The organism is Pseudomonas sp. KT_2_4 (genome assembly GCF_041410225.1).
Lineage (GTDB): Bacteria > Pseudomonadota > Gammaproteobacteria > Pseudomonadales > Pseudomonadaceae > Aquipseudomonas > Aquipseudomonas paracarnis.
Window position 1 is genome coordinate 1,502,736 of sequence record NZ_CP166962.1, and the last position, 24,668, is coordinate 1,527,403.

At 60.0% G+C, this 24,668-nt stretch carries 19 protein-coding genes and 4 tRNA genes; 8 read left to right on the plus strand and 15 right to left on the minus strand.

Translation table 11 applies throughout. From position 1 onward, the window contains the following. Positions 1-251 precede the first annotated feature (251 nt). Complete coding sequence (locus tag AB9N64_RS06625; RefSeq protein ID WP_014718974.1) at positions 252-1,142, plus strand: LysR substrate-binding domain-containing protein; 891 nt, start codon at positions 252-254, stop codon at positions 1,140-1,142. On the opposite strand, the gene AB9N64_RS06630 is transcribed toward AB9N64_RS06625, so the two are convergent. Further along, positions 1,118-1,972, minus strand: a complete 855-nt coding sequence (locus AB9N64_RS06630; RefSeq protein WP_014718975.1) for a LysR substrate-binding domain-containing protein — start codon at positions 1,970-1,972, stop codon at positions 1,118-1,120. The two genes, AB9N64_RS06625 and AB9N64_RS06630, sit on opposite strands and share 25 nt — an antisense overlap. Before the next feature lie 112 nt (positions 1,973-2,084). On the opposite strand from AB9N64_RS06630, the gene AB9N64_RS06635 reads away from it, so the two are divergent. The 3 genes from AB9N64_RS06635 (at position 2,085) to AB9N64_RS06645 (ending at position 4,719) form a co-directional block, all read left to right on the plus strand. Continuing rightward, complete coding sequence (locus tag AB9N64_RS06635; RefSeq protein ID WP_371360069.1) at positions 2,085-3,194, plus strand: 2-aminoethylphosphonate--pyruvate transaminase; 1,110 nt, start codon at positions 2,085-2,087, stop codon at positions 3,192-3,194. 28 nt (positions 3,195-3,222) lie between these two features. Next, entirely contained in the window at positions 3,223-4,050 is an 828-nt protein-coding gene (phnX, locus tag AB9N64_RS06640; protein WP_371360070.1) for a phosphonoacetaldehyde hydrolase, read from the plus strand. A gap of 114 nt (positions 4,051-4,164) precedes the next feature. Then, entirely contained in the window at positions 4,165-4,719 is a 555-nt protein-coding gene (locus tag AB9N64_RS06645) for a cytochrome b (protein ID WP_014718978.1), read from the plus strand. Between the two features lie 151 nt (positions 4,720-4,870). On the opposite strand, the gene AB9N64_RS06650 is transcribed toward AB9N64_RS06645, so the two are convergent. Next, the gene (locus AB9N64_RS06650) at positions 4,871-5,761 is read right to left on the minus strand and encodes a 1-aminocyclopropane-1-carboxylate deaminase/D-cysteine desulfhydrase (RefSeq protein ID WP_371360071.1); all 891 of its coding nucleotides are present in this window, start codon (positions 5,759-5,761) and stop codon (positions 4,871-4,873) included. Positions 5,762-5,818: 57 nt separating this feature from the next. After that, complete coding sequence (locus AB9N64_RS06655; RefSeq protein ID WP_019819476.1) at positions 5,819-7,858, minus strand: NADPH-dependent 2,4-dienoyl-CoA reductase; 2,040 nt, start codon at positions 7,856-7,858, stop codon at positions 5,819-5,821. A gap of 211 nt (positions 7,859-8,069) precedes the next feature. Here AB9N64_RS06655 and AB9N64_RS06660 point away from each other — a divergent pair, with 211 nt between their 5' ends. After that, on the plus strand, positions 8,070-9,200 hold the full coding sequence (locus AB9N64_RS06660) for a carbon-nitrogen hydrolase family protein (RefSeq protein ID WP_019819478.1): 1,131 nt from the start codon (positions 8,070-8,072) through the stop codon (positions 9,198-9,200). Positions 9,201-9,204: 4 nt separating this feature from the next. Next, positions 9,205-10,239 carry an AraC family transcriptional regulator gene (locus AB9N64_RS06665; RefSeq protein WP_019819480.1) on the plus strand — a complete coding sequence of 345 codons (1,035 nt, stop codon included), beginning with the start codon at positions 9,205-9,207 and terminating at the stop codon, positions 10,237-10,239. Between the two features lie 366 nt (positions 10,240-10,605). On the opposite strand, the gene AB9N64_RS06670 is transcribed toward AB9N64_RS06665, so the two are convergent. Continuing rightward, positions 10,606-11,397, minus strand: a complete 792-nt coding sequence (locus AB9N64_RS06670) for a DUF2242 domain-containing protein (protein ID WP_014718983.1) — start codon at positions 11,395-11,397, stop codon at positions 10,606-10,608. A gap of 88 nt (positions 11,398-11,485) precedes the next feature. After that, complete coding sequence (locus AB9N64_RS06675; RefSeq protein ID WP_014718984.1) at positions 11,486-12,385, minus strand: LysR family transcriptional regulator; 900 nt, start codon at positions 12,383-12,385, stop codon at positions 11,486-11,488. 116 nt (positions 12,386-12,501) lie between these two features. On the opposite strand from AB9N64_RS06675, the gene AB9N64_RS06680 reads away from it, so the two are divergent. Further along, on the plus strand, positions 12,502-13,683 hold the full coding sequence (locus AB9N64_RS06680; RefSeq protein ID WP_371360072.1) for an MFS transporter: 1,182 nt from the start codon (positions 12,502-12,504) through the stop codon (positions 13,681-13,683). A gap of 118 nt (positions 13,684-13,801) precedes the next feature. Continuing rightward, on the plus strand, positions 13,802-15,145 hold the full coding sequence (gene nhaA, locus AB9N64_RS06685) for a Na+/H+ antiporter NhaA (protein WP_133632875.1): 1,344 nt from the start codon (positions 13,802-13,804) through the stop codon (positions 15,143-15,145). Positions 15,146-15,226: 81 nt separating this feature from the next. On the opposite strand, the gene AB9N64_RS06690 is transcribed toward nhaA, so the two are convergent. From AB9N64_RS06690 to AB9N64_RS06735, 10 genes are all read right to left on the minus strand, one after another. Next, on the minus strand, positions 15,227-17,101 hold the full coding sequence (locus tag AB9N64_RS06690; RefSeq protein ID WP_371360073.1) for a SurA N-terminal domain-containing protein: 1,875 nt from the start codon (positions 17,099-17,101) through the stop codon (positions 15,227-15,229). 228 nt (positions 17,102-17,329) lie between these two features. Further along, the gene (locus AB9N64_RS06695; protein ID WP_003174819.1) at positions 17,330-17,602 is read right to left on the minus strand and encodes an HU family DNA-binding protein; all 273 of its coding nucleotides are present in this window, start codon (positions 17,600-17,602) and stop codon (positions 17,330-17,332) included. 149 nt (positions 17,603-17,751) lie between these two features. Then, complete coding sequence (lon, locus tag AB9N64_RS06700; protein ID WP_003192252.1) at positions 17,752-20,148, minus strand: endopeptidase La; 2,397 nt, start codon at positions 20,146-20,148, stop codon at positions 17,752-17,754. Positions 20,149-20,335: 187 nt separating this feature from the next. Beyond that, complete coding sequence (clpX, locus tag AB9N64_RS06705) at positions 20,336-21,619, minus strand: ATP-dependent Clp protease ATP-binding subunit ClpX (RefSeq protein ID WP_003192254.1); 1,284 nt, start codon at positions 21,617-21,619, stop codon at positions 20,336-20,338. A gap of 112 nt (positions 21,620-21,731) precedes the next feature. Beyond that, entirely contained in the window at positions 21,732-22,367 is a 636-nt protein-coding gene (gene clpP, locus AB9N64_RS06710; protein ID WP_003192255.1) for an ATP-dependent Clp endopeptidase proteolytic subunit ClpP, read from the minus strand. Between the two features lie 91 nt (positions 22,368-22,458). Next, positions 22,459-23,769 carry a trigger factor gene (gene tig, locus AB9N64_RS06715; protein ID WP_014718988.1) on the minus strand — a complete coding sequence of 437 codons (1,311 nt, stop codon included), beginning with the start codon at positions 23,767-23,769 and terminating at the stop codon, positions 22,459-22,461. A gap of 401 nt (positions 23,770-24,170) precedes the next feature. Further along, positions 24,171-24,246 (minus strand) — tRNA-His (locus AB9N64_RS06720). Between the two features lie 77 nt (positions 24,247-24,323). Continuing rightward, positions 24,324-24,408 (minus strand) — tRNA-Leu (locus AB9N64_RS06725). A gap of 58 nt (positions 24,409-24,466) precedes the next feature. Then, positions 24,467-24,542: transfer RNA gene (locus AB9N64_RS06730), tRNA-His, on the minus strand. 32 nt (positions 24,543-24,574) lie between these two features. Further along, a tRNA-Arg gene (locus tag AB9N64_RS06735) sits at positions 24,575-24,651 on the minus strand. Positions 24,652-24,668: the final 17 nt, after the last annotated feature.

Below are 24,668 nucleotides of genomic sequence, written 5' to 3' on the forward strand. Positions count from 1 at the left end.
CTGACCTCAGGTGTGAGTGTGCCGGCAGAATCGAAAGAAAACGCCTGTTGTTTTTATGGTTGAGCACTGCAATGCCGGGCCTTGGAGAGCGCGGTATTGGTCAGATGGGTGCGGTGTGCCTGCCCCCATGGCAGCCGTGGTTGTAGGACTCAACCTACGGCGACTGAGGCGCATGAAAGCAATGGCTGACTCATAGGTAAAATCGATTTATCGTATTTCAAATATAAGCCCAGCTTGTAAGAGGACGCGCTATGTCGGTTTCCCATGCCCAGCTCAAAGCCTTCCATGCGGTGGCCATTCACGGCAGTTTTACCGGGGCGGCCGAACGCCTGTTCCTGACCCAGCCTGCGATTTCCGACCAGGTGCGCAAACTGGAAGAGCGCTTCGGCGTGTTGCTGTTCCACCGCAACAAGCGCTCGGTGCGCCTGACCGATCTGGGTGAGCGCCTGCTGGGCATCACCCAGCGCCTGTTTGTGATCGAAGCCGAAGCCGAAGAATTGCTGCAGGATTCGCGCGCCCTGCTCACCGGCACCCTTACCCTGGCGGTGGATGCACCCGTGCACGTACTGCCGCAGATTGCGCGCTTCTGCCAGCGCTACCCTGGGATCAGCGTGAAAATCGAAACCGGCAACACCGATGAGTCGCTGTCGCGCCTTTACAACTACCAGGCCGACCTGGCGCTGTTGGGGCGCGATGTCGATGATCCGCGCCTGTTGTCACTGCCGCTGCCCGACGATCAACTTCTGGCTTTTGTCGCACGTGACCATGCCTGGGCCGGGCGCGAATCGATTTGCCTGGCCGACCTCGATAACACTCCGCTGGTGCTGCGGGAAACCGGCTCAGTCACCCGTCAAACCCTGGAGCAGGAAATGCGCCAGGCCGGCCTGCGCATTCGCCCGGCCATCCAGGTGGAAGGCCGCGAAGCCGCCCGGGAAGCCGTGGTGGTGGGAATTGGCGTGGGCGTGGTGTCGGCGGCAGAGTTCGGCGCCGACGCGCGGGTATACGCCATGCCGATCCGCGATTGCACACAACGCATGAAAGAAACCCTGGTGTGCCTGAAAGAGCAGAGTTCACGCCGCGTGGTCGCGACCTTCCTGGAGATCGTGCGTGAGAGCCTTCACGCCAACTCGAAAAACGCCTGAATCAAGCGCAGCGAGCGGCGCCGCTCCATGCAGCCGAGCATGTGCCGGTTCAGCAGGCCATCGCCCAGAATCGGTACCGCCTGTACACGCGGGTCCGGGCTGACCTCCATCGACGACACCACGCCCACCCCTAACTCTGCCGCCACCGCTTCGGTCACAGCTTCACGACTGTCCAGTTCCAGCAGCACTTTGGGTTGCACATTCGCCGCAAGGCACGCGTCATCAAAGGTGCGCCGGGTGATAGAACTGGGCTCGCGCAGCACCATGATCACCTCATGCAGCTGCGCCAGTTCAATACCGCTGGCCTGCCTGGCCCATGGATGCGCAGCCGGCACCAAGGCGCAAATCCGTGACTCGTCCAGGGGTTGCAAGTGCAGGCCATTGCGCGGCTCCACCTCGGTGAGCACCGCCACATCGGCATGTTCGGACAGCAGCGCCGCCAGGGTTTCCTGAGCATTGCCCAAACGCAGGTTCACGGTAATGCCAGGGTAGCGCGCGCGCAGGCTGGCGATCATCGGCATGACCAAATGCGGGCCGTCCGCCGCCACTTCCAGGCGCCCGGTGAGCAACTGGCGGTTGGCCTCCAGCATGGTTTGCGCCTCGTCGACCAAACCGAAGATCGCCCGCGTGATGGCCGCCAGGCGTGCGCCCTCCTCGGTCAACTCCACCCGGCGGGCGGTGCGGCGCAACAGCGGGATCTGGTAGTGCTCCTCAAGCGCCTTGATATGCCCGGTCACTGCCGGCTGGCTGATAAACAGCCGAGCCGCCGCGCGGGTAAAACTGCCCTCACGGGCCACGGCATCGAATGCACGCAGTTGGAAAAGGTTCATCGTTATCGGCCTCACTGATAGCTCGCATAACAACAAACAATTTGATTGATGACAAGCCAAACTGCAATTTAGGCGCCGTAGCTTGAACCCCAACACCTTGCGAGGATTTGATATGCCCACTGCCGCGCCGATCCTGTTGACCCCCGGCCCCCTGACCACCTCGGCCCGCACCCGCCAGGCGATGATGGTGGATTGGGGGTCGTGGGACGACCGCTTCAACCAGCTCACAGCCAGTGTGTGCACGCAGCTGCTGGCGATCCTCAACGGTGCGGACAGCCACCACTGCGTGCCGCTGCAAGGCAGCGGCACCTTCGCCGTCGAAGCGGCGATCGGCACCTTGGTTCCCCGCAATGGCAAGGTGCTGGTGTTGATCAACGGCGCCTACGGCAAGCGCCTGGCGAAAATCTGCGAGGTGCTTGGCCGCGAATTCAGCACCTTTGAAACCGCCGAGGACGAGCCCACCACTGCCGCCGATGTGGATCGCCTGTTGAGCTCTGACAGCGCCATCACCCACGTTGCGCTGATCCATTGCGAAACCAGCACGGGCATTCTCAACCCGTTGCCGCAGATCGCCGAGGTGGTCAAACGCCACGGCAAGCGCCTGATCATCGACGCCATGAGTTCCTTCGGCGCGCTACCGATTAATGCCCGCGAAATCCCCTTCGACGCGCTGATTGCCGCCTCGGGCAAATGCCTGGAAGGCGTGCCGGGGATGGGCTTTGTCTTTGCCGAAAAAGCGGCGCTGGCTGCGGCCCAGGGCAACTGCCATTCCCTGGCGATGGACCTGTTCGACCAGCACACCTATATGGCCAAGACCGGACAATGGCGCTTCACCCCGCCGACCCACGTGGTTGCCGCCCTGCATGAGGCGCTGCTGCAATACGCAGAAGAAGGCGGCCTGCCCGCCCGCCATCAACGCTACGCGGACAACTGCCAGGCACTGCTGGATGGCATGGCTGCGCTGGGCCTGCGCAGCTTTCTGCCGGCGGCAATCCAGGCGCCGATCATCGTCACCTTCCACGCCCCAAAAGACCCGCGCTACCAGTTCAAGGACTTCTACGAACGGGTCAAGGCCAAGGGTTTCATCCTGTACCCCGGCAAATTGACCCAGGTGGAAACCTTTCGCGTGGGCTGCATCGGCCATGTCGACGCAGCCGGCATGCGCGCGGCGGTCGAGGCCATCGCCGAGGTGCTGCAAGAAATGGAAGTGTTGGATATTTGACTCCCCCCATTACCACAGGATCTGAACCATGAACTATCAAAACCCCAACACCCTCCAGGCCGTTATCCTCGACTGGGCCGGCACCGTGGTCGATTTCGGCTCCTTCGCCCCCACGCAGATTTTTGTCGAGGCCTTCGCCGAGTTCGACGTGCAGGTGTCTATCGAGGAAGCCCGTGGTCCGATGGGCATGGGCAAGTGGGACCATATCCGTACCCTCTGCGACCAGCCGCAGGTTGCCGAACGCTACCGCAAGGCGTTCGGCCGCACGCCGACCGACGACGATGTGACCGCCATTTACCAGCGCTTCATGCCGCTGCAGATCGAGAAGATCGCTGAACACTCGGCCCTGATCCCCGGCGCCCTCGACACCATTGCAGCGCTGCGGGCGCAAGGGATCAAGATCGGCTCCTGCTCCGGCTATCCCAAGCAAGTGATGGACAAGGTCGTGGCCCTGGCTGCCACCAACGGCTATGTCGCCGACCACGTCGTGGCTACCGACGAAGTCCCCAACGGTCGCCCTTGGCCGGCCCAGGCACTGGCCAACGTGATCGCCCTGGGCATTGATGATGTGGCCGCCTGCGTGAAGGTCGACGACACCGTGCCGGGCATTCTCGAAGGCCGACGTGCCGGCATGTGGACCGTGGCCCTGACCTGCTCGGGCAACGCGCTGGGCCTCACCTACGAGCAATTCCGCGCCCTGGACAGCGACACACTGGCCAGCGAGCGCCAGCGCATCGAGGCGATGTTCGAACCTTCACGTCCACACTACCTGATTGACACCATCACCGATCTGCCACGGGTCATCAGTGACATCAACCAGCGACTGGCCCGCGGGGAAATGCCGCAGGCCTACTGACCGAAGTCAAGACAAGGGCATTGGCAACAAGCGCAGCGCTCAAAACAGGCATACAGTTAATGCACTCCATCGCTAAAGAATGGAGGTATGCCCTGATGAGTGAGGAACACAGCGATGCCGTGGAAAAATTCCGATACGCGCTACAGCACTATGTCCATTGCGTTGCACTGGTTGATGGTGGTGCTGCTGGCGGTGGTCTACGCCTGCATTGAACTGCGCGGGCAATTCCCCAAAGGCAGCGGCGCACGCACGCTGATTGTGGAAATGCACTTTATGCTCGGCCTTACCGTGTTTGTGCTGGTATGGCTGCGCCTGTTCGCACGCAGCCTGGGGGTGGCGCCGAAGATCGTGCCGGCACCGCCGCAATGGCAGAATCTGCTGGCGAAGCTGATGCACTGGGCGCTGTATGCGTTGATGATCGGGTTGCCGATTGCCGGTTGGTTGATCGTCAGTGCCAAAGGGCATTCGGTGATGTTCTATGGAATGGAATTGCCGCCGCTGATCGCGGAAAACAAGGCGCTGGCCGAGGAGATTGAAGGCTGGCATGTGCTGTTCGCCCAGGTCGGCTATTGGTTGATCGGGCTGCATGCACTGGCGGGGATCTTTCATCATTATGTGGTGCGCGATAACACGGCGCTGCGCATGATGCCGGGTGGGAGGAGGCTTTAAGCCAACCCATTCATCGACTGAACTCAGGCCATCAGTTAAGCGCAACTCCCTTGTGGGAGCGGGCTTGCCCGCGAAGGCGGTGTGTCAGCCACAGTATCTCCTACTGCACTACCGCTTTCGCAGGCAAGCCCGCTCCCACAAGGGGTTTGCGTCAGTCGCTGAAGCCTCGGCGGCCTTGCAGGCCGCCGGTGTGGATGAAGATCAGGCGCGTGCCGGGGGCAAAGCGTCCGGCCTCGATCTGCTGTTTCAATGCCAGCAGCGCCTTGCCGGTGTAGACCGGTTCCAACGGTAGACCGCATGCTTGCTCGGTGCACTGGATGAAGTCCAGCAACAGCGGATCGACCTTGGCAAAGCCACCGCGACTGGCGTCCAGCAATGTATAGCCGTCCTGCACGATGGCACTCACGTTCTGCGCTACACCGTGATCATCCGGCACCGCCAGAGCACCATACACCCGATGCGCACCCGCCTCCGCCAGTGCCAGCCCCGCCACTGTCGTGCCGGTACCTGCCGCCAGCCACCAGGCGTCGTAATCGGTCCAACCGAGGCTGCCCAACTGCGCCCGCGCCTGCTCGACCAACACGCCACAGCCCTGCGCACCGGCCAGCCCACCGCCGCCTTCGGGTATCGGATGAAAACCAGGATACTGTTCGCGCCAAGGTAACCAGAAACCCGCTTCATGCCGCGCCCGATAACCGCCATAACCGAGCCAATGCAGTTGCATGCCGAAGGCTGTGAGGTCGAGAACCGTGGGGGTGTCTTGAGGATGGCCCCGCAGCAGGCCGACCGTGGAAAAACCAAAGCGCTTGCCCGCCGCCGCCAGTGCATGCAGATGGTTGGAGTAGGGACCGCCGAGACTCATCACTCCCGTGGCGCCTGTGTGTCGGGCCTGGGCCAAGTGCTCGGTGAGCTTGAACCACTTGTTGCCGCTGATCAGCGGATCGATACGGTCCAGGCGCAGCACGGCCAGCTCGACGCCGTTCAGCCAACCCAGTTGCAAAGGTTCAAGGGGCGCGTGGGGCAGCCAGTCGAAAGGACCCATGTGGGCGCATCTGCATGAAAAAAGGGGCGGTAGTCTAACACCGCCCCTATTGTCGCCTTACAACTCGGCCGCCAGGCGCGAGCCCTGGTTGATGGCGCGCTTGGCGTCCAGTTCGGCCGCCACATCGGCGCCGCCGATCAGGTGCACGTTCTGGTTGGCCGCGACCAGGCCGTCGTGCAATTCGCGCAGCGGGTCCTGGCCGGCGCAGATGACGATATTGTCCACCGCCAGGACTTGCGGCTCGCCCTCAGCGCCGATGCGGATATGCAAGCCTTCATCGTCGATCTTCAGGTACTCAACGCTGTTGAGCATCTGCACCTGCTTGTTCTTCAAGCCGGTGCGGTGGATCCAGCCCGTGGTCTTGCCCAGGCCGTCGCCCACCTTGGAAGCCTTGCGTTGCAGCAGGAACACTTCACGGGCCGGTGCATGGCGCTCGGGTTTGATCCCGGCCACGCCGCCACGGGCTTGCAGTTGGGTGTCGATGCCCCATTCTTTCCAGAACGCCTCGCGATCCAGGCTGGTGGAGACGCCTTGGTGCACGAGGAATTCAGACACGTCAAAACCGATGCCACCGGCGCCGATCACGGCCACGCGCTTGCCCACCGGCTTGCGCTCAAGGATCACGTCCAGGTAACTCAGGACCTTGGCGTTGTCGACACCGGGAATCGCCGGGGTACGCGGTGCGATGCCGGTGGCCAGGATCACCTCGTCATAACCACCCGCTACCAGTTGCGCAACGTCCACACGGGTGTTGAGGCACAGCTCGACGTGGGTGGTCTGCAATTTGCGTTTGAAATAACGCAGGGTCTCGAAGAACTCTTCCTTGCCCGGCACGCGCTTGGCGATATTGAACTGGCCGCCGATCTCGCTGGCCGAGTCGAACAAGGTCACTTGATGCCCGCGCTCGGCGGCCACGGTGGCAGCGGCCAGACCCGCGGGGCCTGCGCCGACGACCGCGACCTTTTTGATCTGCTTGACCGGCAGGTAATTGAGTTCGGTTTCGTAGCACGCCCGCGGGTTGACCAGGCAGGTGGTGAGCTTGCCGCCAAAGGTGTGGTCCAGGCAGGCCTGGTTGCAGCCGATGCAGGTATTGATCTCATCAGCGCGCCCGGCAGCGGCCTTGTTGACGAACTCGGGGTCGGCGAGAAACGGCCGCGCCATCGAGACCATATCGGCGTCGCCTTCGGCCAGGATCTGCTCAGCAATTTCCGGAGTGTTGATGCGGTTGGTGGTGATCAGCGGGATCTGTACCGAACCGCGCAATTTGGCCGTGACTTTACTGAACGCACCACGGGGTACCTTGGTGGCGATGGTCGGGATGCGGGCTTCGTGCCAGCCGATACCGGTGTTGATGAGCGTCGCGCCGGCCTGTTCGATGGCTTTGGCCAACTGCACGATTTCTTCCCAGACGCTGCCGCCTTCCACCAGGTCGAGCATCGACAGGCGGAAGATGATAATGAAGTTCGGGCCTACGGCTTCGCGTACCCGGCGCACGATTTCCACCGCCAGGCGCATGCGATTTTCAAAGCTGCCGCCCCAACGGTCGGTGCGATGGTTGGTGTGGGCGGCAAGGAACTGGTTAATGAAATAGCCTTCGGAACCCATGATTTCGACGCCGTCATACCCGGCGACCTGGGCCAGCAGCGAGCAGGTGACAAAATCCTGGATCTGCTTTTCGATGCCCTCTTCATCCAATTCCTTGGGCTTGAACGGGTTGATGGGCGCCTGGATAGCGCTCGGTGCCACCTGCTTGGGGCTGTAGGCGTAACGCCCGGCGTGGAGGATCTGCATGCAGATCTTGCCACCCGCGTCGTGCACGGCCTGGGTGACGATCTTGTGCTTGCGCGCCTCTTCTTCGGTGGTCAGCTTGGCTGCACCGGCGTACACGCCGCCCTCGTCATTGGGGCCGATACCGCCGGTGACCATCAGGCCCACGCCGCCACGGGCACGCTCGGCAAAGTAAGCGGCCATACGCTCGAAACCGCCGGGCTTTTCTTCCAGGCCAGTGTGCATCGAGCCCATCAGGGTACGGTTGCGCAAGGTGGTAAAACCCAGGTCCAACGGGGCCAGCAGGTGCGGGTAGGCAGCAGCGGTCATGGTACAGCTCCACAACGGATCATCACGGGACGTGGCGCGCTCGAACGGCGTGCCATCGGTTTATGTCCCACAGACTAAGAGGCGGTGGACCACGGCTCAATGACTGAAACTGACAAGTTATTGATCCAAATGCACAGCGCCCCTTGGCAAGCCACGCCATGGGCCCTACCCTAGTCGCGAACCCTGCACCTGGTCTGTTGTCTGTTGCCCCATGCGTAAACTTCTAGCGTTCACCGTCATCATGGCCCTGGTTGCCTCCCTCGCCGCGTACTTGGTCTGGACCCAGGAGCGCCCCGTGGCGCATTACCTGTCCGACCTGCGCATCACCCTCGCCGTCAACGAGGGCGAACCGGCCGACCGGGGCAACCTGCTGGGCATCCAGCCGGAACTGTTCCCTGCCGATTACCAAAGCCTGGAACGCCTGCACCTGAAGCTGTCGGCCTACCTGCAAAATGCCCGGGACCTTGGGCTGATCAATGCCAAGACCGTGGTGGTGCTGCCGGAACATATCGGCACCTGGCTGATGCTCGGCGCAGAGAAGAATGAGCTGTACCAGGCCGCTCACCTCAAGGACGCCATGAACTGGCTGTCGATCAGCAACCCGCTGCAATTTGCCAAAGCCTGGATCAGCGCCACCGGCGACAACCGCATGGACGATGCATACCTGCGCATGAAAGCCCCGGCCATGGCCCGCGACTATCAAGTGTTGTTTGGCGGCCTCGCCAAAGAATTTGGCGTGACCCTGGTGGCCGGCTCCATCGCCCTGCCCAACCCAAGCGTGATCCAGGGACAACTGGAGATCGGCCACGGCGCGCTGTACAACGTCAGCGTGGTGTTTGCCGCCGACGGCTTGCCGCTGGGCCAGCCGCAGCGCCAGCTTTACCCGATCTACGATGAGCGTGGCTTTATCGAGCCGGGCGATGAGCATGTCGTCAACGTTGTCGACACCCCCGCCGGGCGCCTGGGCATCCTGGTCGGCAGCGACAGCTGGTACCCGGACAACTACCGCAAGCTCAACGAGCAAGGCGCGCAATTGATCGCGGTACCCGCTTTTGTCACCGGCCGCGATACCTGGGAGCGTCCGTGGCGCGGTTTCAAGAGCGTATCTACGCCCTCAGAAGTGAGCCTCAAGCCCGAAGAAACCAGTGAGGGCGCGGCCTGGCGTCGTCTTACCCTGATCAGCCAGCCACCTGTCAGCGAAGCCACCGCGGGCATGAGCGTCTTTCTGCGCGGGCAATTCTGGGACCTGGGCAGCGCCGGCCAGAGTTTTCTCAGCCGCAATGGGCAAGTCTTCGCCGATGGCGACGCCCGTGGTGCGCGCTTGCTGAATATCTGGCTGTAGCGCCTTGAAGCCGGTGCGCCTGGGGGATCTGTCGGTGGGCTTCGTGCACACCCTGGCCGACGCCATCCACAGCCACGGCCTGGACCCACAGCCCCTGCTGCTGCAATACGGCCTTGATCCAGCTCGCCTGGCTGAGGCCGGCGCACGCTTGTCGATCCCGCGCTACATGCGCCTGGGCCACGCGGCCATCCAACTGACCGGCAACCCCGGCCTGGGCCTGCGTATGGGCCAGCTCAGCCGCTTGAGCCAGGCTGGTCTTGCCGGCGTCACTGCCGCCCAAGCGCCTACAGTGCGCGAAGCGGCGCGCACGCTCACACGCTTTGAAGCGCTGTACGGCTCCAACTATCGCGGGCAATCAAGCTTTCATGAAGACGCTGAAGGCGCGTGGCTGCGGTTTTATTCCATCAGCCCCTATAACGCCTACAACCGCTTTGTGGTGGATTCGATCATCGCCGGCTGGCTGCAGCAATTGTCTGGCCTGGCGCAACAGCCGGTGCAGGCCCAGCGGATTGAAATCGAATTCGACGCGCCGGACTACCACGACCACTACAGGGTGTTGGGAGAAGGCGTGGTCCACTTCGGCGCCGAGGTCAATCAACTGCGCCTCAGCCAACCCACCCTGGCGCTGCGCAACCCGCAGCATTGCCCAAGCACCTGGCACCTGTTGCTACAGCTGTGTGAAAGGGAATTAGAGCAATTGACCCGCACCCGCAGCCTGCGCGAGCGCATTACCCGTTTGCTCGGGCCGATGCTCAATGGCGGCCGGGAACCCGACCTGGAGGAAGTGGCGGCACGCTTGAAGCTGCCAACCTGGACATTGCGGCGCAAACTGGCCGAGGAAGGCACGCAGTTTCGCGCGATCCTCAATGACACCCGTCGCGACCTGGCCATGACCTACATTCGCGATACGGAACTGGCGTTCGGCGAGATCGCCTACTTGCTCGGTTTTGCTTCGGCCCAAGCCTTCCAAAGGGCCTTCAGACGCTGGAACAACCAGACCCCAGGGGAATTTCGCCGCAGTCAGCGGCATTCCGCCTGAAGTCAGCGTTACAGCTCGGTGGCATCGTCGACCGGATCCAGCGGGTCCAATTCGAATGCCTGGTACTCCAGCAGCTCTTCCTGGTAATCGTCCATGGTGGACTCCTTTTCGTGTTGAAAGCGTTTGCAGATTAATGACCTGCGAACCCAGCCTAAAGTGCCGTCATGACGAAAAAATGTCGACGTCGTGACATTCCTGCTCTTCAGGATTAAACGTAGCGGCGATCACTGGATTTAACTTAACCGCAACCTCGGTCAAAATGTGGGAGCGGGCTTGCTCGCGAAAGCGGTGTGTCATTCAACACACCTGGCGACTGTTACGCCGTATTCGCGAGCAAGCCCGCTCCAACAGTAGAAGAGCATTGCGTTATTGCGCAGGCATCGGAAGCGGTGGAATCGCTTCTGTCGGGGCCGGCAAGGCAGGATCAGTCGGCGCCGGCGCAACCGGAGCGGGCTCTGTCACCGGTGCAATCGGTGCAGCCTCAGGTGGCGGCGCAAGCGGCTCTGCAGCGGCAGGCGCTACAGGCACCTCCTTCGGCGCTTCGACCTTCTCGGGTGCCGGAGCGGCCTTGGGTTCAGGCACGCCCAGGTCAGCCTTGGGCTGCTCGGGTATATGCTCGGCCTGCTTTACTTCCTGCGGCAGGAACACGTCCACCAACGCAAAGTAACGCTCGTAGAACTTCGGTGCCGAGACGGTCTCGCTTGCCACCTTCACCATCGAGTCGTCGGTGGAGCCAATCGGCATCGACACCGAGCCCAGCACGCCCACACCGAGGCTCGCGGAGTTGTTGACCTTCTTCAGCGCATAGCGGTCCTGCAAGGCGTTGGCAAACATCGTCGAGTGATTGCTGCCCTTGCCATCAGCAGCGCACACCACATTGAAACTGATCTGCAGGTGGGTCTCGCCGGTCTGCTGGAAACTCTTGTTGCCGGCCACCAGTTTCGGATCGCTGCTGGTGATAATGTAGCCCTGGCTCAGCAGGGCACGGCGCGCAGCTTCACAGGCCGCCACATCGCTGACCGGGTAATCGCGGGAAAACGTACCGGAATCGTCGAAATTCTCATGTTCATAGATAGCGGTCTTGGGTGACGAGCAGCCCGCGGCGCCCGCCAGCACCAGCGCCAACCCGAGATTGCGCAAGTGAAATGATGTCGACATTGAAAATCCTGAAGAAAACGGTCCGGACGGTATTGTGCAACAGAACGCGACATTGAAGCGCGATTCCTGTCGGTAAAACATCTCAAGCTCAGACAGCGGCGTCAGTAGGAAAAAGCCCGGCGCACATATGATCGATAAAGGCCCGCAGCTTGGCCGAAGCATGGCGACTGGCCGGCCACAGCAACCAGAAACTGCCGCGATGTTCGAGGTGCTCATCCAGCACCCGTCGCAAACGCCCATGTTGTACGGCCTGGTTGACCATGTAGTCCGGCAGGCACGCAATGCCCAGTCCTTCTTGCACCACATGATTGAGGGACTCGATGGTGGTGCTGACCAGCGGTGCGCGCAGGTTCAGTTCCGCAGCCCCCGGGACAGGACGCAGTGGCCAGGGCTCCAGCTTGCCGGTGGCGCAGAATTTGTGCCGCAGGCAGGCGTGATGATTCAGGTCCTGTGGCCGATGGGGCGTACCATGCTGGTCGAAATAGCCGGGCGTACCGACGAGAACCAACTGGTAATGCCCTAGATGGCGCACCATCAAGCGCGAATCTTCTGGCTTGCCGGTGCGAATCACCGCGTCGAAGCCCTCCTCTATCACGTCCACCATGCGGTCGGAAAAATCCACATCCAACTCAATGTCCGGGTAGGCGCGCATAAAATCGCTGATCACCGGCATCAACAAGCCGCGCACTTGGGGCACACTGATCCGCAGCTTGCCGCGAGGGCTGGCAGTGACCTCAGTCAACTCCTGTTCGGCCGCCTCCAGTTCCGCCAGGATGCGCCGCGAACGCTCCAGGAACAGCGCGCCCTCGCTGGTCAGGGTGATACTGCGGGTGCTGCGATGAAACAACCTGACGCCCAGGCGCTCCTCCATCCGCGCAATGCTTTTACCCACCGCCGACGATGACACGCCCAGTACGCGGCCCGCAGCGGTAAAGCTGAGGGTTTGCGCGACCTGCACAAAAACCGAGAGGCTGCCCAGATTGTCCATGGTGATGCCTTTACCGATTGCGGACATCAACGTCCGATAAGTTCGGAACCTTAGCCTGTTTTTCCGCGCCTCGCAGCCCCCTACCCTGGCTCCTTGCCCTTTCAAGGAGAGCGCCCATGAACGACAGTCCCCTATTGGTCGATACAGCGCCCCACGCTGAACGCCTGCCCCTGGCCGGTCTGCTGGCGTTGGCCTGCGCCGGCTTTATCACCATCCTGACCGAGGCGATGCCCGCCGGCTTATTACCGCAAATCGGTGCTGGGCTTGGGGTCTCCCAGGCCCTGGTCGGGCAACTGGTGACCCTCTATGCGCTCGGCTCGTTGCTTGCTGCTATCCCCCTGACATTGCTGACCCGGGGTTGGCGCCGGCGGCCGCTACTGTTGATCGCCATCGGCGGTTTTGCATTGGTTAACAGCGTCACCGCGTTCTCCAGCCACTATGGCTTGACCTTGGCTGCACGATTTTTCGCCGGTGTGTTCGCTGGCTTGCTGTGGGCCTTGTTGGCGGGTTACGCCAGTCGTATGGTCGCACCTCATCTGCAGGGCCGGGCGATTGCCGTGGCCATGCTGGGTGCGCCGCTGGCCTTGTCCCTCGGCGTGCCCGCCGGCACCCTGCTGGGCACGCTTGTCGGATGGCGCGCCAGTTTTGCCATCATGACTGGCCTGACCCTGTTACTGCTGATTTGGGCGCGTTGGCAACTGCCGGATTTTGCCGGTGAACCGCCAAGCAAACGCCTCGGCTTACGTCAGGTACTGGCGTTGCCAGGCATCAGGCCGGTGCTCTGGGTGACCTTTACCTACGTGCTCGCGCATAACATTCTCTATACCTACATCGCCCCTTTGCTGGTGCCCGCCGGTATCGACCGCGAGATTGATCGCGTGCTGCTGGTGTTCGGCCTGATGGCCCTGCTGAGCATTTGGCTGGTAGGCATCTGGATTGACCGGCACCTGAGGCTGCTGACCCTCATCAGTTGCGCGATGTTCGCCGTTGCGGCCCTGCTGCTCGGACTATGGTTCAACTGCGTAGTCGCCATTTACGTCAGCGTGGCGTTGTGGGGGCTCGCCTTCGGTGGCCTCCCAGCGCTATTGCAAACCGCGCTGGCCAAGTCGGCTGGCAACTCGGCCGATGCCGCCCAATCGATGTTGGTTACGGTATGGAACCTGGGCATCGCCGGAGGTGGATTAGTGGGCGGGCTCTTGCTCGAACGTTGGGGCGTCGTGGCATTTCCATGGGCAGTTCTTGGATTGATCGTGTTGGCGCTGGGCGCAATCCGGGGTAAAGCGCTGCCCGCGCGATGACAAGTTTGTTTACAACTTATTCCTCACCTTCCTATCATCGCCCCTGGGTGCGTTGTTGCATAAAGCACGGCGCAGGTTAAAAGCCAAGCATTGGTCGGGCCGCCAATGGAGATTTGTCGTGCCTGATAAACACCCTGCCATCCCCCGGCCCCAGCGTTTGACTGAGGGCGCGCTGTCCGCCCTTGAGCGCTTTTCACACATCGAAGCCGTTAGCGGTATCGTGCTGCTGCTGGCCGCCATCGTCGCGCTGGTGTGGGCCAACAGCCCCGCCGCCGCGACCTACGAGCATTTCTGGAACACGCCCATCACCCTCGGGCTGGGCGATTACAGCGTGTCGCGCTCCCTGCATTTTCTGGTGAATGACGGGCTGATGACCATTTTCTTTCTGGTAGTCGGAGCCGAGATCCGCCAGGAAATCAAAGACGGCGCCCTCGCTAACCTGAAGCTGGCCACGCTGCCGTTGGGCGCGGCGTTGGGCGGTGTGCTGATGCCCGCCCTCATCTATACCCTGCTCAACCACGGCACCGCCGCCGCGAGTGGCTGGGCGGTCCCCACCGCGACCGACATCGCCTTTGCCGTGGGCGTGCTCGCGCTTCTGGGCAAATCGATTCCCAGTGGCGTGCGCATCCTGCTGCTGGCCTTGGCGATCATCGATGACATCGTGGCGATTCTGATCATCGCGATCTTTTTCACCGCCAGCCTCGACTACATGGGCTTGGTGATTGCTGTCGGCGGGCTGGCCCTGGTGTTGGTGTTCCAACGCATGGGCATCAGCAAGGCGGCGATCTACCTGCTGCCAGGCGCTATCGTGTGGTTTGGCCTGCTCAAGACCGGCGTGCACCCAACACTCGCCGGGGTGATCCTTGGCTTGATGACCCCCGTCAATTCCAAGCCCACCCGGGAACGCCCGCTGGAAACCATCGAACGCACCTTCAACGAGCTGATGGACCGGTTCTCGCAGCCAGCCGAAGGGGCCCAGCAAGTCGCCACGCCCCTCAAACAATTGCGCGAAGCTCAACGGGAAATACTGCCGCCAGTGCAGCGTGTTCAATCGGCGCTGCACCCCTGGGTCGCGTTCGGCGTAATGCCGCTGTTTGCATTGGCCAACGCCGGTGTGAGCCTGGACGGTTTCAATCTGGATGACCCGCTGGCCCATGGCGTATTTATGGGCGTCGTCTTCGCCCTGGTGCTCGGCAAGCCTCTGGGCGTGATGCTGGCGAGCCTGGCGCTGGTCAAGCTCAACATCTGCAAACTGCCTGACGGTGTGACCTGGACGGGCGTTGGCCTGGTAGGGCTGTTGGCGGGGATCGGTTTCACCATGTCGATCTTTATCTCGTCCCTGGCATTTTCCGACCCGGCCCTGCTGTCGGCTGCGAAGCTGAGCGTATTGGCGGCTTCAACCCTGGCGGCGGTGATCGGGTTGACGTGGGGCAAGCTCAAGTTTGCAGCCAAGAACGCCTAAAGCGCATTCAGCACTCACTTTATCAAGGGCAAAAAAAGACCCCGGCCTTTTCAGGTCGGGGTCTTTTTATTCAGGCCGGCATCAGTACTTCTTGATGTCTGCCTGGGTTTCCAGCTGCTTGCGGTAGGCCGCGAAGTCCTGCTGGCCAATACGGGAAGCGAGGAAGCGGCGGTATTGCGCCTTTTCTTCGTCCGTAGGGGCCGCCGCTTCGTTCACGCCGTTCAAGCGCACGATCATCAGGCTGCCATCGCGCAGGGTCACGGTGGTGAAGGTAGGCTTGTCCTTGGCCGCCGGCTTAGGCATGCGGAACAAGGCTTGCAGCACGGCCGGGTCGATAGACTCCTGACCACGGGTAGCCACCTCAATCACCTTCCAAGCCTGACCGTCAACCGGCTGGTCCAGCGCGGTCTTGCCATCACGCAGGCTGGCGATCAACTCGTCGGCACGGGCTTTGGCAGCAGCGCTTGCGCGCTCCTTGGTCATCTGGGTGCGAATGGCCGCCTCGACCTTCTCGAGCGGCAGTTGGGCCGGCTTGAGATGCTCCTTGGCACGCAGCACGATGATGGTTTCCGGGTCCAGTTCGATGGCGCTGCTGTTGGCACCTTCATCCAGCACTTCCGGGCTGAATGCGGCAGTGACCACGGCACGGTTGGCCGCTACACCTTCGCCACCTTCGCGGCCAAACGGCGCGGAGGTATGGACGGTCAGCTTCAGGTCAGACGCCGGCTGAGCCAGGTCAGAGGCTTCGAATGCCGCATCTTCCAATTGCTTGGTCGCTTCGACAAAACGCTGTTCAACCTGCTGTGCCTTGAGATCGCGGGTCAGCTTGTCTTTCAGGCTGGCGAACGATGGCACTTCAGGCGCTTCAACGCCCAGCAACTTGATCAGGTGCCAACCGAAGGTGGTGCGCACCGGCGCCGACACCTGGTCTTGCTTCAAGCCGTACAAGGCGGTTTCGAAGTCCGGGTCGTAAACACCAGGGCCAGCAAAACCGAGGTCGCCGCCATTGTTGGCCGAACCTGGATCCTGGGAGAACTCCTTGGCCAGAGCTTCGAACTTCTCACCCTTGGCCAGGCGCGCCTGGATGTCTTCGATCTTGGCCTTGGCTTGCGCCTCGGTGACCTTGTCGTTGACTTCAATCAGGATATGCGCGGCACGACGCTGTTCAGCGAGGTTGGCGGTTTCCTTCTCGTAGGCAGCCTGCAGCTCATCGTCCTTGACAGTCACCTGGTCGAAGAAGGAAGACCTCTTCAATTCCAGATAGTCGATGACCACTTGGTCCGGGGTCATGAACTCTTTGGCGTGCTGGTCGTAGTAGGCTTTGACCTCATCGTCGGTGAGTTTCACCGCCGCGGGATCAGCCTTGATGTTGACGGTGGCGAAATCGCGGGTCTGTTTTTCCAGACGGGCAAATGCCAGCACCTCGGCGTCGGTCACAAACCCGCTGCCGGCGATGCCTGCGCGAACCTGGCCGATCAGCATTTCCTGGGTCAGCATCTGACGGAATTGCATGCGGCTATAGCCCAGCTGACGGATCACCTGGTCAAAGCGTTCGGCGTTGAACTTGCCGTCCACCTGGAATTCCGGCGTCTGCAGGATCACCTGATCCAGCGCAGCTTCCGAGAAGCCGAACTTGGAATCGGCAGCGCCTTGCAGCAGCAGCTTGCGATCGATCAGGCCCTTGAGGGCAGCATCGCGCAGCAGTTTTTCGTCGAGCAGGGAAGCATCGAAATCCTTACCCAACTGTTGCATCAGCTGGCGCCGTTGCATATCGACAGCCTGGCTCAGCTCGGTCTGGGTGATTTGTTCACCGTTGACCTTGGCCACGTCCTGCTTGTTATTACCCGAAGCCTGGAAAATGGCTTCGATACCGGTGAACGCCATCAAAGCGACGATGATCCCGATAATGGTCTTGGCAATCCAGCCTTGTGAATTGTCCCTGATATTTTGCAGCATGCGTCCCCCAGAAACGGTTGAACTTCAAAAATTAGGCAACCGTGGAGCGTGGGTAGAGTCCGGATAGAAGAAAGGCGCATCCGAGGATGCGCCTTCTCGTAACTGGCGGAGCGGACGGGGGTTCGAATCTGCACCCCCGGCGTGGCGACCCGATACGTGGGTCAGCTACCGCTCCGCTGCCAGGCCAGACCTGCGTCCGACCCGGGTAAGCAAAGGCTTGAACGAAGCTTAGTTAACGGCTTCTTTCAGGGCTTTACCGGCTTTGAAACCTGGTTTCTTGGCAGCAGCGATTTGCAGTGCTTTGCCGGTCTGTGGGTTACGGCCAGTGCGAGCTGGGCGGTCAGTCACAGAGAAAGTACCGAAGCCTACCAGTACCACGGAGTCGCCGGCCTTCAGAGCGCCAGTGACGGATTCGATTACTGCGTCCAGCGCACGGCCAGCAGCAGCTTTCGGGATATCAGCGGATGCAGCGATAGCATCAATCAGTTCCGACTTGTTCACTCTAAGTCCCCTTATATATCTATTGAGTATGATTCTAAGTTTTTTGGTAAAAAGCAAAACCAGTGCTGAATGGCCTACAGACACTTAAGAGCCGCTTTATAACAAGGGCTCTAAAAAGCTGTCAAGGAAGCCCCCCAGGCTCCAACACATTAATGCGTGCTAATTCTTTCCTTGGAATCGGACTCGCGTTTTTCGTCCTTCGCGACGATCTCCGGGGCCACATCCGGCAAGGGCTCCGGCGCGTATTGCAGCGCAATTTGCAGGACCTCGTCAATCCATTTAACCGGTTTAATCTGAAGATCCTGCTTGATATTGTCAGGAATTTCCTTCAAGTCGCGAACATTCTCTTCAGGAATGATCACGGTCTTGATTCCACCTCGGTGCGCAGCGAGTAATTTCTCTTTCAGACCACCGATCGCCAATACCTGGCCACGCAGGGTAATTTCTCCGGTCATCGCGACATCGGCGCGCACAGGAATGCCGGTCAACGCTGATACCAGCGCCGTGCACATGCCTACGCCAGCGCTAGGGCCGTCTTTGGGGGTCGCCCCTTCCGGCATGTGGATATGGGTGTCGTGCTTCTCGTGGAAGTCCAGCGGGATGCCCAGGCTGCGGGCGCGGCTGCGTACCACGGTCTGCGCGGCCGTAATGGATTCGACCATCACATCACCCAGGGAGCCGGTCTTGATCAACTGGCCTTTGCCCGGAATCACCGCCGCTTCGATGGTGAGCAATTCGCCACCCACCTGGGTCCACGCCAAGCCAGTCACCTGGCCGACCTGATCCTGCTGCTCGGCCAGGCCGTAGCGGAATTTCTTCACGCCCAGGAAGTGTTCCAGGGAATCGGCGACCACCTTCACAGAGAAGCGTTTTTCCAACGCGTGCTCCTTCACCGCCTTGCGGCAGATCTTCGCGATCTGGCGCTCAAGGCCCCGTACACCGGCCTCGCGGGTGTAGTAGCGCACGATGTCACGGATCGCCTCGACCTCGAATTCGATCTCGCCCTTCTTCAGGCCGTTGGCCGAAATCTGCTTGGGCGCCAGGTACTTGACCGCGATGTTGATCTTCTCGTCTTCGGTGTAGCCCGGCAGACGAATCACCTCCATCCGATCCAGCAAGGCTGGCGGAATGTTCATGGAGTTGGAGGTGCACAAGAACATTACGTCAGACAAGTCGTAGTCGACTTCCAGGTAATGGTCGTTGAAATTATGGTTCTGCTCGGGATCAAGCACTTCGAGCAAGGCCGACGCCGGGTCGCCACGCATGTCGCTGCCCATTTTGTCGATTTCATCGAGCAGGAACAGCGGGTTGCGTACACCCACTTTTGTCATCTTTTGAATCAATCTTCCTGGCATCGAACCGATGTAGGTACGGCGATGACCACGGATCTCAGCTTCGTCACGCACGCCACCCAAGGCCATGCGCACGAACTTGCGGTTAGTCGCGCTGGCAATCGATTCCGCCAGGGAAGTTTTACCCACACCTGGAGGCCCGACCAGGCACAGCACCGGACCGCGGATTTTTTTCACACGTTTTTGCACGGCGAGGTACTCAAGGATGCGCTCCTTGACCTCTTCCAAACCGTAATGGTCAGCGTCGAGAATCTCTTCAGCACGGGCCAGGTCCAGGCGCACCTTGGTCTGGGCCTTCCACGGCACTTGCACCAACCAGTCGATATACGAGCGCACCACAGTGGCTTCGGCCGACATTGGCGACATCTGCTTGAGCTTGTTCAGCTCAGCGGTGGCCTTGGTCAGGGCGTCTTTGGGCAGGCCAGCGGCATCGATACGCTTTTTCAGCTCTTCGATTTCGTTGTGGCCTTCCTCGCCGTCGCCGAGCTCCTTCTGAATGGCCTTCATCTGCTCATTCAGGTAGTACTCGCGCTGGCTACGTTCCATCTGCTTCTTCACGCGGCCACGGATGCGCTTCTCAACCTGTAACAGGTCGATTTCGCCATCCAGCATCGCCAATACGTGTTCGACACGGGCCGACAGGTCGATGATTTCGAGGATGTCTTGCTTCTGCTCGATCTTCAGCGCCATGTGTGCAGCCATGGTGTCGACCAGGCGGCTCGGTTCATCAATGCTGTTGAGCGAAGACAGGACTTCAGCCGGGACTTTCTTGCCCAACTGCACATATTGCTCGAACTGCGACAGCAGGCTGCGCACGAACACCTCGGATTCACGCTCCGGGGCTTCGACTTCTTCGATCAGCGCCACTTCCGCGCGCAGGTGGCCGTCCACCTCCATAAAGCGCTCTACGGCACCGCGCTGCTCACCTTCGACCAACACCTTGACGGTGCCATCGGGCAGCTTGAGCAATTGCAGGACAGTGGCAATGGTGCCGACGCGATACAGGGCATCTTCACCCGGATCATCATCAGCAGGATTCTTCTGGGCCAACAGCAGGATTTGCTTGTCGCCCGTCATCGCGGCCTCGAGGGCTTCGATAGACTTCTCGCGCCCCACGAACAGCGGGATAACCATGTGCGGATAGACGACGACATCACGCAACGGCAGGAGAGGCAATTCGATGGTTGTCTTCATGATTTCGCCTCTATGACAGTTCAAAAATAAGCTTGAAACCAAGATGGGGGTTACATGCAAAAAAAACAAGCTCAATGCCAGTAGTTAAACGCATGAATACACGCGAATTTAACCACCGCCCTAAGAAACGCCCCAAAAGACAAGGGGCCCCTAGAGGCCCCTTGCTTGTACCGCAACTGCTGAACGCTTATGCGTCGGGTGCAGCCTTGGCAGCCGGCTCACTGTTTTCGTAGATATACAGTGGCTTGGACTTGCCTTCGATCACGCTTTCATCGATCACCACTTTACTCACCTCAGACTGCGAGGGGATTTCGTACATGGTGTCGAGCAACACGCCTTCGAGGATAGAACGCAGGCCACGTGCACCGGTCTTACGCTCCAGTGCTCGCTTGGCCACCGATTTCAGCGCGTCGGTCCGGAACTCGAGGTCTACACCTTCCATCTCGAACAATTTGCCGTATTGCTTGGTCAGGGCGTTTTTCGGCTCGGTGAGGATCTGGATCAAAGCCGCCTCATCCAACTCGTCCAACGTGGCCAGGACCGGCAGACGGCCAACGAATTCCGGGATCAGACCGAACTTGACCAGATCGTCAGGCTCGACTTCACGCAGGGACTCGCCCACCTTCTTGCCCTCTTCCTTGCTGCGCACTTCCGCACTGAAACCAATGCCGCCACGGGTGGAACGCTGCTGAATCACCTTCTCCAGACCGGAGAACGCACCGCCACAAATGAACAGGATGTTACGCGTATCAACCTGAAGGAATTCCTGCTGCGGATGCTTGCGACCACCTTGCGGCGGTACGGACGCAACCGTGCCTTCGATCAGTTTCAACAGGGCCTGCTGCACGCCTTCACCGGAAACGTCCCGGGTGATCGACGGGTTATCAGACTTGCGCGAGATCTTGTCGATCTCGTCGATGTAGACAATACCCATCTGGGCTTTCTCTACGTCGTAGTCGCACTTCTGCAGCAGTTTCTGAATGATGTTCTCGACATCTTCACCCACGTAGCCAGCCTCGGTGAGGGTGGTGGCGTCGGCGATGGTGAACGGAACGTTCAGCAGGCGAGCGAGGGTTTCTGCAAGCAGGGTTTTACCCGAGCCTGTAGGACCGATCAGCAAGATGTTGCTCTTGCCGAGTTCAACCTCATCACCTTTCTTGTCACGCTGGTTCAAGCGCTTGTAGTGGTTGTACACCGCTACGGCCAGAACCTTCTTTGCACGTTCTTGACCAATGACGTACTGGTCAAGGATGCCGCTGATTTCTTTAGGCGAAGGTAATTTATGCGCACTGCTCTCGGCCTGGGCTTCCTGCACCTCCTCACGGATGATGTCATTGCACAGGTCGACGCATTCGTCGCAGATAAACACCGAGGGGCCGGCAATCAATTTGCGTACTTCATGCTGGCTTTTGCCACAGAAGGAGCAATAGAGCAGCTTGCCGTTGTCCTCGCCGTTGCGGGTGTCAGTCATTCGTTCGATCCAAATCCGATAGGCTTGCAACACAAGATGAAGGCTTATGCGGGCTTTTTCAAGCCCGCCAGTGGTCAGACATGCCGACCAGCCCTATTTTGAGCGGCTTATATTAAGCGGGGCGCTTGTCGATCACTGCGTCGATCAACCCGTATTCCTTGGCGGCTTCAGCGCTCATGAAATTGTCACGGTTGGTATCGCGCTCGATTTCTTCCAGGGTGCGCCCGCTGTGCTTGGCCATCAGCGTGTTGAGACGCTCACGAATGAAGAGGATTTCCTTGGCGTGGATTTCGATGTCCGACGCCTGGCCCTGGAAACCGCCCAGCGGCTGGTGAATCATCACGCGCGAGTTCGGCAGGCAGAAACGCTTGCCTTCGGCACCCGCAGTCAGCAGGAAGGCGCCCATGCTGCACGCCTGGCCAATACAGGTGGTCGACACGTTTGGCTTGATGAACTGCATGGTGTCGTAGATCGACATGCCCGCAGTCACCGAACCGCCCGGTGAGTTGATGTAGAGATGGATGTCCTTGTCCGGGTTTTCCGCTTCAAGGAACAGCAATTGCGCACAGATCAGGTTGGCCATGTAGTCCTCTACCGGGCCAACCAGAAAGATCACTCGCTCCTTGAGCAGGCGCGAGTAGATGTCGTAGGCGCGTTCGCCACGAGCGGACTGCTCGACAACCATCGGGACCAAGCCGCCTGCGGCCTGGATATCAGAGTTCTGCTGAATATAGGAATTACGGAACATGCTCTGCAGTTACTCCCAAATAGTCATGTCTTGAAAACGCATAAGCCAGCGCGAGGCTGGCTTATGGTTGAATTTCCAACGAGTTGGACAATCAGTCGGCTTGTGCTGCTTCCGCCGGTTTGACTGCTTCTTCGTAAGAGACCGCTTTATCGGTCACCTTAGCCTTCTGCAGAACAGTATCCACAACTTGTTCTTCCAGCACAACCGAACGTACTTCGTTCATCTGCTGCTCATTCTTGTAGTACCAAGCCACGACCTGCTCAGGCTCCTGGTAGGCCGAAGCCATTTCCTGGATCATTTCACGAACGCGGTCTTCGTCTGGCTTGAGGTCGAACTGCTTGACCACTTCAGCCACGATCAGGCCCAGCACAACGCGGCGCTTGGCTTGCTCTTCGAACAGCTCGGCCGGCAGTTGGTCAGGCTTGATGTTGCCACCAAACTGCTGAACCGCTTGAACGCGCAGACGATCCACTTCGTTGGACAGCAGGGCCTTAGGCACTTCGATCGGGTTGGCGGCCAGCAGACCGTCCATGACCTGGTTCTTGACCTTGGACTTGATAGCCTGGCGCAGCTCACGCTCCATGTTCTTGCGAACTTCGGTGCGGAAGCCTTCGATGCCGGTTTCCTTGATGCCGAACTGGGCGAAGAACTCTTCGTTCAGCTCTGGCAGCTTAGGCTCGGAAACGCTGTTGACGGTAACGGTGAACTCGGCGGCTTTGCCAGCCAGGTCCAGGTTCTGGTAGTCAGCAGGGAAAGTCAGGTTCAGAACGCGCTCTTCGCCGGCTTTGGCGCCAACCAGGCCGTCCTCGAAACCAGGGATCATGCGGTTGGAACCCAGCACCAGCTGAGTGCCCTTTGCGGAGCCGCCAGCGAAGACTTCGCCGTCAACCTTGCCAACGAAATCGATGTTCAGTTGGTCTTCGTTCTGGGCGGCACGGTCGGCCACTTCAAAACGAGTGTTCTGCTTGCGCAGGATTTCCAGCATGTTGTCCAGGTCCGAATCGGCCACTTCGGCGCTCAGACGCTCGATTTCGATACCGTCGAAACCGGCCACTTCAAATTCCGGGAACACTTCGAATACGGCAACGTATTCCAGGTCCTTGCCCGCTTCCAGGGACTTGGGCTCGATCGAAGGCGAGCCTGCCGGGTTCAGCTTTTGCTCGACAACGGCTTCGTAGAAAGAAGCCTGGATCACGTCACCTACAGCTTCCTGGCGCGCATCGGCACCAAAACGACGCTTGATTTCGCTCATCGGCACTTTGCCTGGACGGAAACCAGCGATCTTGGCCTTTTGGGCAGTCTGCTGCAGACGCTTGTTGACCGCAGTCTCGATACGCTCTGCCGGCACGGTGATGCTCAGGCGGCGCTCGAGAGCAGTAGTATTTTCAACAGAAACTTGCATGGATATTCCTCGTTGCACAGACATTAGCCGGCCATTTCCGACCCCAATCAAGGGCATGCATTCTAGTGGGTCAAACTCAAGAAGTCACCCTACTGAAAACACAGCGGAAAACAGCCGGCAATTTATCGGTACGAAAGCACTGAAGTACCTCGCCCCGGTGACAAATACAGCCAAATTGCGCCAGGGCTCTGCGCCGCCCCTCTCTATATATAGAAGGAACACGCATCCATCTCCCTGACGGCCCGCCCTGCGAACAGAGCGAGCAAGCAACGCGGCATCATCGAGATACACAAATACGACGACACGCCCTGCCGGGGCAGCCCAGCACCTGCGACCACCCAATCTCAAACCGCCAAAACCAAAAAAGGCGCCAGACTGTTAAATCTGGCGCCTTTCGAATATGGGGTGGACGAAGGGGATCGAACCCTCGACAACGGGAGTCACAATCCCGTGCTCTACCAACTGAGCTACGCCCACCATATTGCGTTAACAAAGAAACCAAACCACTTCTTTGTTGAGCCCTGCCCCGCCTGACGACCGGGAAAAGCTTTAATTGGTGCGGATGAAGAGACTCGAACTCTTACGCCTCGCGGCGCTGGAACCTAAATCCAGTGTGTCTACCAATTCCACCACATCCGCGCTTGAAGCTCTTAAAGCAAAGGCGCCAGACTGTTAAATCTGGCGCCTTTTCAGAATATGGGGTGGACGAAGGGGATCGAACCCTCGACAACGGGAGTCACAATCCCGTGCTCTACCAACTGAGCTACGCCCACCATATAGCGCTACTTGTGCCAAAGCTGCCTAATGGCGCACCCGGCAGGACTCGAACCTGCGACCATCCGCTTAGAAGGCGGATGCTCTATCCAGCTGAGCTACGGGCGCCTTATTAATCTGTACTC